The 14,479-nt window shown below is 41.8% G+C and carries 16 protein-coding genes and 1 pseudogene; 7 read left to right on the forward strand and 10 right to left on the reverse strand.

The features are described 5' to 3' along the window. Positions 1-317 precede the first annotated feature (317 nt). From HWQ37_RS17815 to HWQ37_RS17830, 4 genes are all read left to right on the forward strand, one after another. Entirely contained in the window at positions 318-554 is a 237-nt protein-coding gene (locus HWQ37_RS17815) for a type II toxin-antitoxin system Phd/YefM family antitoxin (RefSeq protein WP_292749236.1), read from the forward strand. Beyond that, on the forward strand, positions 541-921 hold the full coding sequence (locus HWQ37_RS17820) for a type II toxin-antitoxin system VapC family toxin (protein WP_114082853.1): 381 nt from the start codon (positions 541-543) through the stop codon (positions 919-921). The genes HWQ37_RS17815 and HWQ37_RS17820 overlap by 14 nt, the downstream gene beginning before the upstream one ends. Before the next feature lie 254 nt (positions 922-1,175). Next, a complete protein-coding gene (locus tag HWQ37_RS17825; RefSeq protein ID WP_292749239.1) occupies positions 1,176-1,400 on the forward strand; it encodes a DUF433 domain-containing protein in 225 nt (74 codons plus the stop codon). Next, a complete protein-coding gene (locus tag HWQ37_RS17830; RefSeq protein WP_292749241.1) occupies positions 1,384-1,767 on the forward strand; it encodes a hypothetical protein in 384 nt (127 codons plus the stop codon). The genes HWQ37_RS17825 and HWQ37_RS17830 overlap by 17 nt, the downstream gene beginning before the upstream one ends. Here the strand turns inward: HWQ37_RS17830 and HWQ37_RS17835 are convergent. Further along, positions 1,735-2,010, reverse strand: a pseudogene (locus HWQ37_RS17835) (fatty acid desaturase); the annotation flags it as partial. The gene HWQ37_RS17830 and the pseudogene HWQ37_RS17835 overlap by 33 nt on opposite strands. Positions 2,011-2,092: 82 nt before the next feature. On the opposite strand from HWQ37_RS17835, the gene HWQ37_RS17840 reads away from it, so the two are divergent. Further along, positions 2,093-2,347, forward strand: a complete 255-nt coding sequence (locus tag HWQ37_RS17840; protein ID WP_292749243.1) for a hypothetical protein — start codon at positions 2,093-2,095, stop codon at positions 2,345-2,347. 29 nt (positions 2,348-2,376) lie between these two features. On the opposite strand, the gene HWQ37_RS17845 is transcribed toward HWQ37_RS17840, so the two are convergent. From HWQ37_RS17845 to crtR, 3 genes are all read right to left on the reverse strand, one after another. Further along, positions 2,377-2,742: a hypothetical protein gene (locus HWQ37_RS17845; RefSeq protein WP_292749245.1), complete on the reverse strand. Its 366-nt coding sequence runs from the start codon at positions 2,740-2,742 to the stop codon at positions 2,377-2,379. 13 nt (positions 2,743-2,755) lie between these two features. Further along, positions 2,756-3,121 carry a papain fold toxin domain-containing protein gene (locus HWQ37_RS17850; RefSeq protein WP_292749247.1) on the reverse strand — a complete coding sequence of 122 codons (366 nt, stop codon included), beginning with the start codon at positions 3,119-3,121 and terminating at the stop codon, positions 2,756-2,758. 91 nt (positions 3,122-3,212) lie between these two features. Then, a complete protein-coding gene (gene crtR, locus HWQ37_RS17855; protein ID WP_292749261.1) occupies positions 3,213-4,103 on the reverse strand; it encodes a beta-carotene hydroxylase in 891 nt (296 codons plus the stop codon). Positions 4,104-4,482: 379 nt separating this feature from the next. Between crtR and pyk the strand changes: the two genes are divergently transcribed. Further along, positions 4,483-6,252, forward strand: coding sequence for a pyruvate kinase (gene pyk / locus HWQ37_RS17860; RefSeq protein ID WP_292749249.1), 1,770 nt, complete (start codon positions 4,483-4,485; stop codon positions 6,250-6,252). Between the two features lie 171 nt (positions 6,253-6,423). On the opposite strand, the gene HWQ37_RS17865 is transcribed toward pyk, so the two are convergent. Then, a complete protein-coding gene (locus HWQ37_RS17865) occupies positions 6,424-8,205 on the reverse strand; it encodes a M61 family metallopeptidase (RefSeq protein WP_292749251.1) in 1,782 nt (593 codons plus the stop codon). A 441-nt stretch (positions 8,206-8,646) separates the two neighbouring features. On the opposite strand from HWQ37_RS17865, the gene HWQ37_RS17870 reads away from it, so the two are divergent. Then, positions 8,647-8,820: an AAA family ATPase gene (locus HWQ37_RS17870; protein ID WP_292749253.1), complete on the forward strand. Its 174-nt coding sequence runs from the start codon at positions 8,647-8,649 to the stop codon at positions 8,818-8,820. Positions 8,821-9,049: 229 nt separating this feature from the next. Here the strand turns inward: HWQ37_RS17870 and HWQ37_RS17875 are convergent, their stop codons facing one another. The 5 genes from HWQ37_RS17875 to HWQ37_RS17895 form a co-directional block, all read right to left on the reverse strand. Next, positions 9,050-9,733 carry a Crp/Fnr family transcriptional regulator gene (locus HWQ37_RS17875; RefSeq protein WP_292749255.1) on the reverse strand — a complete coding sequence of 228 codons (684 nt, stop codon included), beginning with the start codon at positions 9,731-9,733 and terminating at the stop codon, positions 9,050-9,052. 188 nt (positions 9,734-9,921) lie between these two features. Then, entirely contained in the window at positions 9,922-11,190 is a 1,269-nt protein-coding gene (locus HWQ37_RS17880; protein WP_292749256.1) for a pilus assembly protein PilB, read from the reverse strand. Between the two features lie 290 nt (positions 11,191-11,480). Then, positions 11,481-12,668: a HetZ-related protein 2 gene (locus HWQ37_RS17885; protein WP_292749258.1), complete on the reverse strand. Its 1,188-nt coding sequence runs from the start codon at positions 12,666-12,668 to the stop codon at positions 11,481-11,483. A 926-nt stretch (positions 12,669-13,594) separates the two neighbouring features. Next, complete coding sequence (locus HWQ37_RS17890; protein ID WP_292721114.1) at positions 13,595-13,942, reverse strand: carbon dioxide-concentrating mechanism protein CcmK; 348 nt, start codon at positions 13,940-13,942, stop codon at positions 13,595-13,597. 85 nt (positions 13,943-14,027) lie between these two features. Then, entirely contained in the window at positions 14,028-14,339 is a 312-nt protein-coding gene (locus tag HWQ37_RS17895) for a BMC domain-containing protein (protein ID WP_118167459.1), read from the reverse strand. Positions 14,340-14,479 lie beyond the last annotated feature (140 nt).

The following is a 14,479-nucleotide window of genomic DNA, read 5'->3' on the forward strand; positions in this document are numbered from 1 at the left end:
ATCTTTGAATCATATCGAGAGGAACTGATACCACCGAACGAAATAGAACTTTAATTATGTATGGGTTATCTACCGCAGCGTAGCTTGCTTCCTGTAGCCTAGAACAACGATGAGGCGATCGCAAAGGTTTTTATAATGCACCGTGACAAGATGGCGATGGGCTACGCCCCGTCGGAGACGATCGCAAACATCCACAGAACTAGAGAATTTGAGGCATTGTTGCTACATTCCATAACAATCTTTAGGGTAAGGGAAAAATTTTTGCTATCATATCTAAGCTCATCAAACAATGTGAATGTAAATCTTTAAGAAAAGCAATGAAAAAGGTTACACTAACGGAATTAAGTAATAATATTGAGCGTCTACTAGATGAGGTGCTAGAAACAGGTATTCCACTAGAAATTAACAAAAATGGTAAGTTATTAAAAATTGTTCCTATAGAAAAAAAAGATAAACTTAAAAACTTAACATTGAAATCTGATGCTATTCAAGGAAATCCAGATGATTTAGTTAATATCAGTTGGGAACAGGAGATTAATATTGATTTATCTTGACACTCATGTAGTAGCATGGCTCTATGCTGGCTTGACGGATAAATTAACTGATATTGCTAAAACATTAATTAATGATAATGACGTTTATATTTCGCCAATTGTGAGATTAGAATTACAGTATTTATATGAAATAAAACGTCTTAAAGATAAACCGGATGTGATTATTCCTAACCTGTCCGAGGAAATTGGTTTAAAAATATGTAATCAAAACTTTAATGATATTATCAGTACTAGCTTAACTATTACTTGGACTCGCGATCCTTTTGATCGGATTATTACGGCGAATGCTTTATTAAATAATAATATATTACTGAGCAAAGACGAAAATATTCTGAATAACTACCTGTATGCAAAATGGCGTGATTAATGGAATATATGCTGAGATTTCCGAGACGATGAGAGTTAGGATCAAAACGCAGGGCTATTTCATTCTAGACGGAAACCGCCCAGAACTGAAGTTCAGGGCTATTAGCTAAAGTCCGTTAAAACGGACTATAACATGAGTCTTAGTCGTCTTTAGACGACTTTCGCTATTAGACTCAGAATTCATTCTGAGGCGGACTAGATGAGAATGAAATAGCCCTGGATCAAAACGTAGTCTGTCGCACGCATACTAACTATATGACATCCACATCGCGTGTTATTCATAGCGACCCCGATATATTGGGGGGAACCCCTGTTTTTGTTGATACTCGTGTGCCGATAAAAACCTTACTCGATTATCTGGAAGCGGGTGACTCACTGGATGAGTTTTTAGATCACTTTCCCAGTGTCAGCCGTGAGCAAGCGATCGCCGCTTTAGAATTAGCAAAGGAAATGCTGACCGCCTATGCGAATTCTGCTTGATGAGTGTGTTCCACGACCCTTAAGGCGTGAACTCAGTGATTATGAGGTACGCACAGTTGTGGAAATGGGATGGTCAGGCAAAAAGAATGGTGAACTGTTGCAACTGATGATCCAGGGGAGTTTCACGATTCTCCTCACAACAGACCAAAACTTACGATATCAGCAAAACTTGCAACAGGCTGGAGTTGCGGTCGTTGTTCTGGTAGCGTCTAGTAATCGCCTACCTGATTTACTTCCATTGATACCCAGTGTTCGTAGTGTCCTAGCAACAATCGCTCCGGGTGTGGTTGTTGAAATCGGAGATTTTTTAAGCGAGCTTCATCATACAACAACTCTATTCTTTTTGATGATCAAACCGAATTCCTAAAAAGATGTCATAAACAAACTCAAAAAAGTCCTTTTTCTGCAACAATCCTGAAGTTTGATAACATCCTTTTTCATCTAACAGGGGTTTCATCACATAATACGCAGGTTGGTAATTATACCAAGGAATAGAAGGCCACAAATGATGAATTAAGTGGTAATTCTGTCCCATAATCAAGATATTGAGAATCGGGTTAGGATAGACGCGAGCATTTTTCCAGCGATCGCGCTCCGCAAAGAAACAATGGAATATATGCTGAGATTTCTGAGACAAGCAGAGCTAAGATCGGAAGTTAGTCTGTACCTAAAAAGCTAACTATAGGGTAATCATGGAACATCAAACTTTTGAAGGAACATGGGAGGAGATTCTCCTGCGTGCTTCTGAACTGACTGGACGACGAGTAAAATTAATAATTCTGACTAATGAAACCTTAAGTGACGCATCTACAGATACCTTAGACAAGTCCTTGCAAGGAAGAGTAGGGCAAGTGAATTTTCAGCCATCAAACTTATCTGAACGTACAAAAGAAGCTTTTACAGATATTTTGTCAACTAAGTATGATCCTTCAAGGTTAAACCAGTGACCCTCTGCGATGCTTCTGCCCTGATTGCTTTAATCTTGGATTCCTGAAACCATTATCAAATTATTCGTTGTATTGGGTTGAAGTTCTTTAGGATGTTCTGTTTGAATGAATTCATCAAACAATTTGAAAAACTGATCTAGTGCAGTGTGTTCATCTTGGGAAAAAAATAAAATAATCTGATCCCAAGGCTGATTGGAAGTTAAATTAAATCTCTGCTGAATCCAGGTTTGAAATTCGGAAAATTGCTGTTCTTGTTGTGTTTGAGGAATTCCTATCTGGCGACGAGCAAAGCAGTAACCTGCTAGAAAAGTGCGGAGGTTGGATATGGAAGCTCGTCCTAAATACATAGCAGGACGTTTCCGTATATTGTGGATTAGGTCATATAAATCAACCATCTGTCCCTCTTGCTTAAAATTCGGTTTCGGTGATTTGGAAATTGCCGCCTAAATCTTGGGCAGGGCAGTATAGATTATTAATCCAGTCTACTCTGGAAATTCCTTCGGGGTGGATGTTGTCAAAGATGAGTTCTTGCCCATCAATTGCAACGGCGATCGCTTCATGTCGCCCATTAATAGAAATGTTTTGTCGGAGGCGTTCATGGTAAATGTTGCAGAAAGGATCTTCTGTACTACCTGTAAAGAGGCTAATCTGTTTACCAGAAATGTTTTGATCAATCAGGAATTGGCGCAGAGCAATAGCACAGGGAATACATTCAAAAATCTGAAATTTTGCAGCGATCGCACTCAGTTTACAATGAAGGCTAGTCTTGCTCACTATATACTTTATACTTTTATCAACTTCACAGTGCTAGCCATTCGTTTGCTCCCGGTGCAGCCCGCCGTAGGTATCGCTTTATGGAATAACTCTACTCTTTTTGATGATCAAACCGAATTCCTAAAAAGATGTCATAAACAAACTCAAAAAAGTCCTTTTTCTGCAACAATCCTGAAGTTTGATAACATCCTTTTTCATCTAACAGGGGTTTCATCACATAATACGCAGGTTGGTAATTATACCAAGGAATAGAAGGCCACAAATGATGAATTAAGTGGTAATTCTGTCCCATAATCAAGATATTGAGAATCGGGTTAGGGTAGACGCGAGCATTTTTCCAGCGATCGCGCTCCGCAAAAGGACGATGGGGCAAATAGTCAAAAAATAATCCTAGTGCTATGCCCACCACAAAGGCCGGTATAAACCAAAAATTCAGAATATAACCCAAAAAGTGGTATTGCACAGATATATAAACAATTACACCGACAATTAAGCGGCTGATGAACCATTCTAGAAGCTCATATTTACGCCACAGTCGCCGTTGAAAGAAAAACACCTCATGATATAAAAACCGCACTGCAATCAGCCACAGTGGCCCACCCGTAGAAACATAATGATCTGGGTCGTCTTTAGGATGATTGACATGACCATGATGCTGTAAATGCACCCGCGTAAATACCGGAAAAGCAAAAGCTAGCATCAATGCACTACCATGCCCTAACATCGCATTTATCACCCGGTTACGATGGGCTGATTGGTGACAAGCATCATGAATTACTGTTCCAGCACAATGCAAGGCGATCGTGTTAACGCAAAAGCATAGCCAGTGCGGCCATCCCCAAAGCCAATAACCAAAGTTGGATAACACCAGCATCGCCACAGCTACAGAAAACAACAGTAGTGTGGGATTAAAATCACCAGGAGGCGCTAAAAATTCCTTGGGTGGGATTGTCAGTGGCTTTTGTGCCTCCGATGCGATCATCTCTAACATTGACTCCTTCTTGAGCAGACATTACGAATATACGACAAATATTAGTGAATAATAAAGTTTTGCAAAGTTTTGTATAGCAAGATTTATCTACATCTTTGCATATCAGCAGATGAATAACGCTATGATTCCAGACGAAGCCTAGTGTTTACTGATCAGTGGGGTATGACAATCGGCAAGAAGTTTATTTAAGAAACTCCTTCTTTGGGAGGATGTATACAAGATTGATGTACCATATCTAGTCTATCCCACAGCCCCACTCTCCCAGAAACCCTCTCTAACTGCTTATATTTTATTGATATAGCAGTGACTGAAAAGGAGATGCCACTTAAGTTACGATGACTTCCCAGATAGCTCCCTAACTTCAGCCCCTATGCAATTAAGAGATTCTCTGCGCCGGACAAAAATTGTCGCTACTATTGGCCCCGCCACTAGCAGTCCTGAAATGCTCAAGGCGATTATTGAAGCGGGAGCCACAACGCTGCGGCTAAACTTCTCCCACGGAACGCATGCCGACCATCAGCGTAGTATTCGCTTAATTCGGCAAACCGCTTTTGAATTAAATCAGCCCGTGGCTATTCTCCAAGACTTGCAGGGCCCAAAAATTCGCTTGGGGAAGTTTGACAATGGCTCGATAGTTTTGGCAAAAGGCGATCGCTTCACCTTGACAAATCGCCCAGTTGTAGGTACACAAGAAATTAGTTGTGTTACCTACGATTATTTAGCCGAAGAAGTCCCAGTTGGCGCAAAAATCCTCCTCGATGATGGACGAGTCGAAATGCTGGTGGAGGAGATTAACCGCGACAAAGGTGATTTGCATTGTCGCATCACCGTGCCTGGTAAACTTTCTAACAATAAAGGCGTAAACTTTCCTGGCGTTTACCTGTCAGTTAAAGCAATGACCGACAAAGACCGCGAGGATCTGATGTTTGGTCTAGATCAAGGTGTCGATTGGGTGGCGCTTTCCTTTGTCCGCAATCCCCAGGACATGATCGAAATTAAAGAGCTAATTTCCAGTACAGGCAAGCAAGTTCCAGTGATTGCCAAAATTGAAAAACATGAAGCCATTGAACAAATGGAGGCGATTCTGGCTTTGTGTGATGGCGTGATGGTTGCCAGAGGCGACTTAGGGGTGGAATTGCCCGCAGAAGATGTTCCAGTCCTGCAAAAGCGGCTAATTGCGACAGCAAATCGCTTGGGGATTCCCATCATCACTGCTACTCAGATGTTAGACAGTATGGTGAGCAATCCCCGTCCCACCCGCGCCGAAGTATCGGATGTGGCCAATGCGATTTTAGACGGCACAGATGCGGTAATGCTCTCCAATGAGACGGCAGTGGGTAGCTTCCCTGTAGAAGCAGTGGCGACGATGGCGCGAATTGCCGAACGCATGGAGCAAGAAGAAGTTCAACACTTAAACTTACGTTCTTCAAGGGATGCCCGACGCTCCATTCCGAATGCAATTAGTCAAGCTGTCGGTCAAATTGCCGAACAACTAGGTGCAGCCGCCATCATGACCCTAACGCAAACCGGGGCAACAGCTCGCAATGTCTCTAAGTTCCGTCCTCAGACACCAATTTTGGCAATAACACCCCATGTAAATGTGGCGCGGCAGCTACAAATGGTGTGGGGTGTCAAACCGCTATTGGTACTAGGATTACCTTCCACTGGTCAGACATTTCAAGCTGCGATTAATGTGGCTCAGGAACTTAAGTTACTGTCTGAGGGAGATTTAGTCGTGATGACTGCTGGTACACTCCAGGGAATTTCTGGCTCTACAGATTTGATTAAGGTAGAGGTAGTGACGGCGGTACTAGGTAACGGGATTGGATTAGGACAAGGTTCAGTGAGTGGTCGCGCCCGGGTCGCTCATACTGGCATGGATGTGAGTAATTTTAATGCTGGAGACATATTAGTTGCACCACGCACTAGTGCCGATTTTGTTGAAGCTATTCGCAAAGCTGCCGGGATTATTACTGAAGAAGAAAGTCTCACAAGTCACGCGGCGGTGATAGGCTTGCGTCTCGGTGTACCGGTGATTGTCGGCGTAAAGCAAGCAACCCAAGTAATTCGAGATGGGGCGATTATAACGCTGGATCTGCAACGGGGTTTGATTTACTCTGGGGCGGTGAGAACGGCTTAGGAATGGGGACTGGGGGATGAGGGAGCAGGGAGCGGGGAGCAGGGAGATGAGGGGGACAAGGGAGACAAGGGAGACAAGGAGATAAACATAACTCCTAACTCCTAACTCTTAACTTTTAACTCTTAACTCAGCACTCTTAACTCAGCACTCCTAACGCTCCATGCCCAATTATTAAACAGTTGCGATCGCAGCCCCAAGCCATCCAGCAAAGTTTTGTTGCTGTTTGGAGTTAGGATGCTCAACTGGTTTTACTTGATATCGAGTCGGATGTGGGGAACTCAGGGTGATGGAATAGGTATGCAGTTCGTCTTGGTGGAAAACTGCGATTTCAATTTTATCGCTTGGTTGGTAATCTTTGAGGCGATCGCTTAAGCCACCTGCCGTTACCTTAATCCCATCAATTGCTAACAACTCATCACCTGCATCAATTCCCCCTACTTGTGCAGGTGAACCAGTCTCCACAAACTTAATCATCTCTCGCCCATTTTCTGTATTTATTCTCACACCCAAGTAAGGTTCTTCCTGCTGTTCAGCTACCAACTGCAAGCCAAAGGGTTCTAAATACTGATTGAAAGGCAAATCATCAGTACTATCAATGTAGCGTTTAAAGAAATCAGTTAAATCAATTCCGGCAACAGATTCGATAACTTCCTGTAACTGTTCCGGGGTATAGCCAATTTCATCTCGCCCAAATTGCTCCCACATTTTCAGCATCACATCATCCAAAGAGCGCTGATTGTCGTGAGTAGAGCGAATCAGCAAATCCAGCAATAACGATACCATTTCTCCTTTTAAATAGTAGGAAATTTGGGAATTACCGCTATTGGCATCCGGGCGATAGAGCTTTATCCAGGCATCAAAACTAGACTCGGAAACGGGTTGTACCTTGCGCCCCGGTGTTGTTTCATATCTGGTAATTTCCTTACCCAAGTTATTCAAATACGACTTAACATCATAAATTCCCGCCCGTAAAGGAATTAATAAGTCGTAGTAACTAGTAGTGCCTTCACAAAACCACAATGATGGTGTGTAATTTTCTTGATCGTAATCAAAAACCTCTAATGCTTTTGGGCGAATTCGCTTGACATTCCACAAGTGAAAGAACTCGTGTGCGACTAATTGAAGAAAGCGATCGTACTTTTCTTGAGCGCGAAATCCAAAACGTTGGTAAATTAAAGAGCAAGAATCTTTATGCTCTAAACCGCCAAAAGCTTGGCTAAATAAATGTAATAGAAACACATATCGTTCATAAGGCAAACCGCCGAACATCTGCGCTTCTACCTGAATAATTTTTTGGATATCAGCAATCAACTGCTGAACTTGATAATTACCTTGCCCCCAAATTGCCAATTCATGGGGTTTTCCCAATACCTCAAATTTATACAATTGGTGGCTACCAATTTCAAACGGAGTATCCACCAGAGTATCAAAATCGCCAGCCAAGAAAGTATTTGTTTCTTCAGCAACCGGTGGTAAGGCGGTAGTTACCTGCCATTCCGGGTGTGGTGGTACGATGGTGACGCGAATAGGTTGCTTTTCCCAACCTGGTATTCTAAAAAATAGCGCCGCACCATTGAAATAACCGTGAGTAGTATCTAAGTGATTGGTTCGTACCGATAGCTCATTCGCAAAAATGCGGTAACGTACAGTTAATTCTGAAACACCTATTTTGTCTACCTGCCAGTTATTTTTACCGATCTTGCGCCAAGGCAAAGGCTTATCCCCAGCAAGAGCAACAAAATCCTGTAAATTCTTGGCGTATTCCCGAATTAGATAGGAACCGGGTGTCCAGACCGGCAATTTTAAATCGAGAATCGGCGAGGGATGATTGACAAGGCGTAAAGTCACCTCAAACAGATGGGTTTCTGGTTGGGACATTGCCACCAGGTAATGAATTGTTGGCCCAGTTTCTTGGACGTAGGTATTGGGACGAATTGCTGTTGCTTCGGTCATCTTGCGTGCTGAGGTAATTATTAATGGGCTTTGCTCTCAAATAAAGATTACACTTTATTTCTTTTCCATAACTAAAGTTATAGGACTTTTACAGTACATAAATACTACATACAATTTGGGTATTTCAGTTATATTTAGCAGCTTGCGATGTCTACGACGGGCTACGCCAACGCACCAAAAATCCGCACTAGTGAGGCCAAGTTAGAGGTAAGGGAAATGGCGCAGATTCCCCGACTGGAAAACCACATTTTGAAAATCTAGTTTTCAGGCATAACCTATAAATGCTCAAATATAATACCCGTATCCTTGACTTCTTGACTTCTCAACAGAAGTCTAGGTTCCATCTACTGAGCGTTTATCGAAAATAAAAAATACATCACACCTGCCGATCTAAAAGCATATTTAAACAACCTTATCCGTAAAAACTTGCAAATTAGTACGATGATCTGGGGGCCTGCTGGCATTGGCAAATCAAGCATCGTCGGACAGATAGCTCAAGAGTATGATATCGACTTTGTGGATGTCCGCCTTAGTCAACTCGCGCCTACCGACTTACGCGGTTTACCCGTTGCCGAACCAAGTTTATTGGCACAAAAGCCGATATCCCGTACTTGATTTTAAAACCTCAAAGGCTAGTACAGCACAGCGTAAATACACCTACCATCTCAATTAACCAAACAATTTGCTCTGAGCAACTGGTTAAAGGTAGGCAAACTTCCGCCACTACTAGTTGTTTGCCAAAAATTCTTGAACAGTCAGAATCTCAATGCCCCTCCAGAGGTTTAATAAGTAATCAAGTGGATATGATACAAGTAACTAAGTAAATTTGTATCGGATAAAACAATCACACTTTGCCAGCCAAGTTCATCAACTGTTTAAAGTTCACAAGATAAGTAATGTTGTTAGCGCTATCAATTTTTATCCACCCTTTTTCATGCAGCTTTTGCATGATTTTGGTGGTTTCTTCAACGCCGATTTCTGTCACCTCTGCTAAATCTTTAAAGGGAATGTTAAAAATTTCTCTTCCTAAGTCTGATTCCTGACCATAGCTTTCACCCAAAGTCACTAGAGTATGAGCGAGTTTAACTGCTGGTGGTGAAGACCGCATTTGTAAGCGCACGTTAATTTGTCGCAATCGCCGCACCATCAGTTGCAACATCCGGTGATGTAACTGCGGGTCTTTAAACAATATTTGAATAAAACGCTCTCTGGAGACACTAAGCAACTTCACGGGTGAAAGAGCAATGACATCGGTTGAGCGTGGAGATTCATCTAAAATTGCCATTTCTCCAAAAAAATCGCCACGACCAAAAATTGCTAAAGCTACTGAATCTTCCCCGACGGTACGCCGGACTTTGACCCAACCAGATACTACGAAGTAAACGGCGTTACCCCAGGCATCTTCCATGACAACGGCTCGCCCAGATGGGTATTCATGTTCAATTGCAACATTGAGTAGCCATTCCAAAGTTTGTGGATTGGCTGTACTCATTAAGGGGAAAAGTTCACTAAAAACCTCAGTTAGCATGAAATATTTGTAAGAATATGGATTTAAGAACAGGAAACTAACTTGACTACTATAAGTTTGTTTAAACCGTAATCTTACTCAGAATACGATCGCAAAATTTGTATTTATTGGAGATGAATCTCTAAGCTTTATCAGTCTATGATTCCATTACAACATAACAATTATGTATGGGAACGAAATCAGCGTTTTCACTTACTGACCGATGATTTACTCTTTGTTGGTAGATTGCTATCTAGTGTTAATATTTTGATCTGTTGGTCTAAATTTTTTACTAATTGATTTAGGGCAACTAAAGCCTCTAATTGCTGAGAATCAAGGCTAGGATTCAGTAAAAGTCGTTCTTGTAGTTCATGTAACTTGAAGCTTAGTTGCTGAGAAATTCCTAAAGCATCGCGGCCTAGGCGCGTCAATTGTTGTTGTTGATAGAATTTTAATGCTGCTCCCCGCAATACTTGGAGTGTTGCTTCTTCGCCGTAGATTCCCGGCATGACTCGCAAGCGTAATAATAAGCGGTTTTTTTGATATATATATTCCTTTTCTACCTGTTTTGGTTCGGCAATTGTGGTTAGAGGCAAGGAAGCAAACCGCTTTAATTCATTCAGTACTCCTTGGAAAACTGAGAGCGGCAGTTTGTCTAATACAGACTGTAAAACTCCATTGTCACTCCACAATATTCTACCTTCATAAGCTTGTCTTTCTAAATACAGCCGACCAATTCCCCCAGCCAAGGTTCTCGCTAGTAATTCTTCTAGTAATTTCTTAGGTGGTAGTGTTGTTAGCAACTCAAATGAACTCAGTAGTTCGGGGGCTTGTGTGGGGAAAATAGGTAAACTGTTTGATGGTGCGGCTTCAGAATTCTCTCCCGGTTGAGTTCTGGAAATAGGGGTGAAGAACGTCGTATTTTGAGATGATTGGTCTAGCTCTGGCATCGGAGGCAAGTCTACTCTCTGCCCAGAATTTTGACGCTTTTGTGTCTGAAATGCCATCAATATTGGTTGTTGATTTGATTCCGAGTCGGCATCTAGGGAGGGACTAGGTGTGTCAGCAATTGTGGCTGGGCTATTTGTTGGGGGAAAATCCACTGTTGGCTGATGCTCTTGTTGGGCATCTAGCTGGGATGTATTCTTATGGTTGAGGTAGGCTGATAATATTCTGCGGTGAGCATCGGCTGCGATCGCCTCAATCTCCATTGTGCAATTGACATAAGACAAAATCCGACCAACATAATCTAGGGCTTCGCTCTCTTGTGGATGAACCATACCTAGCAAGAGGTTTTTGTCTTCTAATCCAAAGGGCAAAATTTGGTGGTAGAGGCAAGCTTCAAAGGACAAAAGATGATCGATCAGGTGGAATATTTGTTCGCGATCGCCTTCTTCCTCCCACCGAGTTTGAGCAGCAGTTAGCATTTGCTGTCCATTTGCTGCGGTATCATTTAGTTCGTCCTTTGAAGACAACATAGATTTGATTCGTTGGTATTTACTTATATTTTGCCCCTAATTCAATAGGTAGTTAATAAAGATACTTTGTTAGATTGTTAAAATTTAAATTATATATACTTAAGTAAATGTAAGTAAAAGATAAATTTTAGATTATGGACTGGGGATAATACTGAAGATTGGGCGTTAGGAGTGCTTTAGGAGTGCTGAGTGCTGAGTTAGGAGTTAGGAGTTTTGATCTCCTCATCTCCCTTGCCTCCCCTGCCTCCCCTGCCTCCCCTGCTCCCCTATGCTCCATTTTCCATTACAGGCTACTCCTGGGTTCTTAAAGCTTGGGCTGCAAGATAGACTTTTGTCCATTCGCCTAGCACTTGATGGGTTTTGAGTTTTAACTGTTCGGCTATGGCTTCTATTGAATTACCTGCTCTCCGCAAATTTAGGATCTGCTGCCCTAGAGGAGTCAATTTTTCATCAAGTTGTTGCCATTGGTTTTGGTTTAATCCCAAATTATGTTCTTGCAAGGAAATTGAAAGCCAGCTGTCTACGAGTTCCGGTTTACCTTTGAGGGCAAAAACACGTACAGCATGGTAACTAATTTTTTCTCGCAGACGGTAGACTTCTTTGCTCTGCTTATTTAGTTTTTTGGCGATATCTTCCTGGGACTTCCCTTGCAGATACAGTCTTAGCCATTCCACTGCTTCGATGCCAAGATTTTCTTGTAAATAATTTTCAAATTCTTTTTGTACTGACTGGCGCAGCCCTTGTTGTTCCTCTAGTTGTTGTGCTTCTTGATATTCTGCGATCGCTTGACTATCGACTAGGTTAACTCGATTATCACTGTCGTCTGTGAGAACTTCTTCAGACACTAGGCGAATCAAATCACGCCCTGGCACTTGGGTTAAACCACCGCGTTGAGTGCGACGTAAGTAATTTACAAATCGGTAAGCTAACAGGGGTTGATTGCGTACTGGCCGTAGACAATATTCTTCTACACTGGCAAATAACAGAGCATCTCCCAATCGTCTATCGGTTGTATATTGGGCAATATCAATCATTTGCTGTTGCATCTGACTGTCGCTTTGGAGTAATTCTTGGAGTACTTCTTGTAATACATCCATTACACTACGCTGGCGATCGCGGCTGAGAGAAACCCAAGTCTGAATCTTATTCCGTAATGTTATTAAACTCCCCAATCGGGTTATCAAGTTGCGATAAGCACGTTCTCGCCCCAGCCCCAAATAGCGTTGATGTAAAATCCTCCAGCGATATTCCATCGCTTGCTTGGCGATACCGAGTTCTTTAGGATTAAACAGATCGAACCGTTTTGAGTCAGATCCCAATAGCCAGAGAATAATGCTTTGCCTAGCGGCTTCATTTTGGTCTGGACATTCTACAGCCAAGCGCTTTTGCCAATCTAGAGCCAGTTTTTCCACATCCGTTGTCATAGTGAGATTGCATTCCTCGAAACTCAATTTTGAAGTTTGCATTACAACCCCCATTCGTCCCACCTAATTGTTTAACTGGCAGCTGCCCCAGATTTCATGAGTTTCATGAAAATAGCTCAGTGATTCTACTTTTATTACGTCTGAATTCACTAAAATTATGCAGAAATTTCGACATTGATGTTTTACTTTCACTTGAGAATGTCCAAAATCAATGTTTATCAGGCATTTGGGGCATTTTGCTAATTTAAACTTTTTGTAAAGTTATGTTTTTTCGTTGATAAGAGAAATCTGCTTAGAGTGCTGAGGATAGACCTTGCACAAAATGGATCGGGTAAATCTAACATTTTGTAACAGATCCGATGAACGAATCTAATTTAACTCAATTTCAAGACGTTATTCCACCCGTATAAGTTTCAACTCTCTAGAATCTCTTACCTAGTTGAATACTTACGAGGCTAAATAAGAAAAGTATTGGGCGAATAGAATTCGCTACTACACAAACAAAGTCCACCTTCGTGGACTAAGAAAAAATCAATAGTTTTTAACCTGCGGAGGCAGGTAAAGTCTCGTGTAGGCGAGCCAGTGCGTTGGGCGGCTCCGCCGACTTGAAGCAACTGGCGTGCGACTTCTAGTCGCCAGGGCTAGTAATAAATTAGACTTTTCAAACAACCTCTTAGGGATTGATAGGCAAATTTATTTTTTTAAACTAGCTTCAGTTACAACTACACCTTTTACATTGGTAAGTTATTTTTAAATCTTTTCTATTTCTAAAAACGAACAGTCAACAGTCAATATTGGTTTTGACTATTGACTCGGACTGTTGCTTTTCTTCTGCTTAAAAATTTAACTTATGCAAAATCTAAAAACAGAAAAGTTTGTAATCCTCTAAAGTTTTGATAGTCAGAAGGCCGACAATAAACTTCTCTTTAAATTCATTTATGGGAATTTTTTGTTTTGAATTTTCCCATAGCAGGTTAAATCTATCGATTATTCGATCTAACAATGGGATTTTCTACGGATTCTCGATACCCTTGGACTTGTTCTGTGTAACCAATTGGCAAAACAGCTTCAACGTTTTCATGGGGACGAGCAATAATTACCCAAGATTCAAGTGTACCGCCATAAACATTTTCTGCGGCTTCAACACCGGCAGCCATAGCAGCTTTTACTTCCGAAACATCGCCACGAATATTAACTGTAAAACGAGCGCTACCAACTCTGATATAACCAACAAGGGTAACTCGACCAGCTTTTACCATCGCATCTGCTGCTGCTAGCACCGCAGGAAAACCTTTCGTTTCAAGTGCTCCAACTGCCTGTAATGACATTATTAATCTCCTGTATGAATAAACGATATGGGGGCTACAAGTTAATTGTACGAAGCTTCGCTACAGATTTTGATCGCAAAATTGCTTAGAACATACGGAAAGGTTCTGATTCCTCAGTGAAATGGATTGGTAATATGGTTTCCACATTTTCCGGGGGATTAGGAACGATGTAGTAGGTAATTACTGTACCAACTTTTACTTGCTCTCCGGCTACGATTCCGGCTTCAACAGCTCTATTTACTTCCGAAACGTGTCCCCGGACGGCGACTAACAAGCGAGCGCTTTCTGCTTGACCATAATACACAATTGTGACTGCGGCAGCTTTGACCATTGCATCTGCGGCTGCTAAGACACTGGGAAAACCTAAAGTTTCAATTACGCCAACCGCCATTGGCATGGCATTAGCTCCTAGATTAAGGGATAAGCGATTTTAATTGTACGTGGCTTTAGTCCCTATTTTGACATTTTGGAAAACTTTCTTTGATGCGATATTTTTTAGAGATGCGATTAATCGCGTCTGTACAAGATTTCCGCCGT

The organism is Nostoc sp. NMS4 (genome assembly GCF_017115095.1).
Taxonomy (GTDB): Bacteria; Cyanobacteriota; Cyanobacteriia; order Cyanobacteriales; family Nostocaceae; genus Nostoc.

Coding starts and splice junctions, on each gene's coding strand:
- HWQ37_RS17815 (WP_292749236.1), top strand. CDS start 318: ATGAAAAAGGTTACACTAACGGAATTAAGTAATAATATTGAGCGTCTA.
- HWQ37_RS17890 (WP_292721114.1), bottom strand. CDS start 13,942: ATGTCATTACAGGCAGTTGGAGCACTTGAAACGAAAGGTTTTCCTGCG.
- HWQ37_RS17870 (WP_292749253.1), top strand. CDS start 8,647: ATGATCTGGGGGCCTGCTGGCATTGGCAAATCAAGCATCGTCGGACAG.
- pyk (WP_292749249.1), top strand. CDS start 4,483: ATGCAATTAAGAGATTCTCTGCGCCGGACAAAAATTGTCGCTACTATT.
- crtR (WP_292749261.1), bottom strand. CDS start 4,103: ATGATCGCATCGGAGGCACAAAAGCCACTGACAATCCCACCCAAGGAA.
- HWQ37_RS17885 (WP_292749258.1), bottom strand. CDS start 12,668: ATGGGGGTTGTAATGCAAACTTCAAAATTGAGTTTCGAGGAATGCAAT.
- HWQ37_RS17825 (WP_292749239.1), top strand. CDS start 1,176: ATGACATCCACATCGCGTGTTATTCATAGCGACCCCGATATATTGGGG.
- HWQ37_RS17895 (WP_118167459.1), bottom strand. CDS start 14,339: ATGCCAATGGCGGTTGGCGTAATTGAAACTTTAGGTTTTCCCAGTGTC.
- HWQ37_RS17875 (WP_292749255.1), bottom strand. CDS start 9,733: ATGCTAACTGAGGTTTTTAGTGAACTTTTCCCCTTAATGAGTACAGCC.
- HWQ37_RS17840 (WP_292749243.1), top strand. CDS start 2,093: ATGGAACATCAAACTTTTGAAGGAACATGGGAGGAGATTCTCCTGCGT.
- HWQ37_RS17845 (WP_292749245.1), bottom strand. CDS start 2,742: ATGGTTGATTTATATGACCTAATCCACAATATACGGAAACGTCCTGCT.
- HWQ37_RS17830 (WP_292749241.1), top strand. CDS start 1,384: ATGCGAATTCTGCTTGATGAGTGTGTTCCACGACCCTTAAGGCGTGAA.
- HWQ37_RS17865 (WP_292749251.1), bottom strand. CDS start 8,205: ATGACCGAAGCAACAGCAATTCGTCCCAATACCTACGTCCAAGAAACT.
- HWQ37_RS17880 (WP_292749256.1), bottom strand. CDS start 11,190: ATGTTGTCTTCAAAGGACGAACTAAATGATACCGCAGCAAATGGACAG.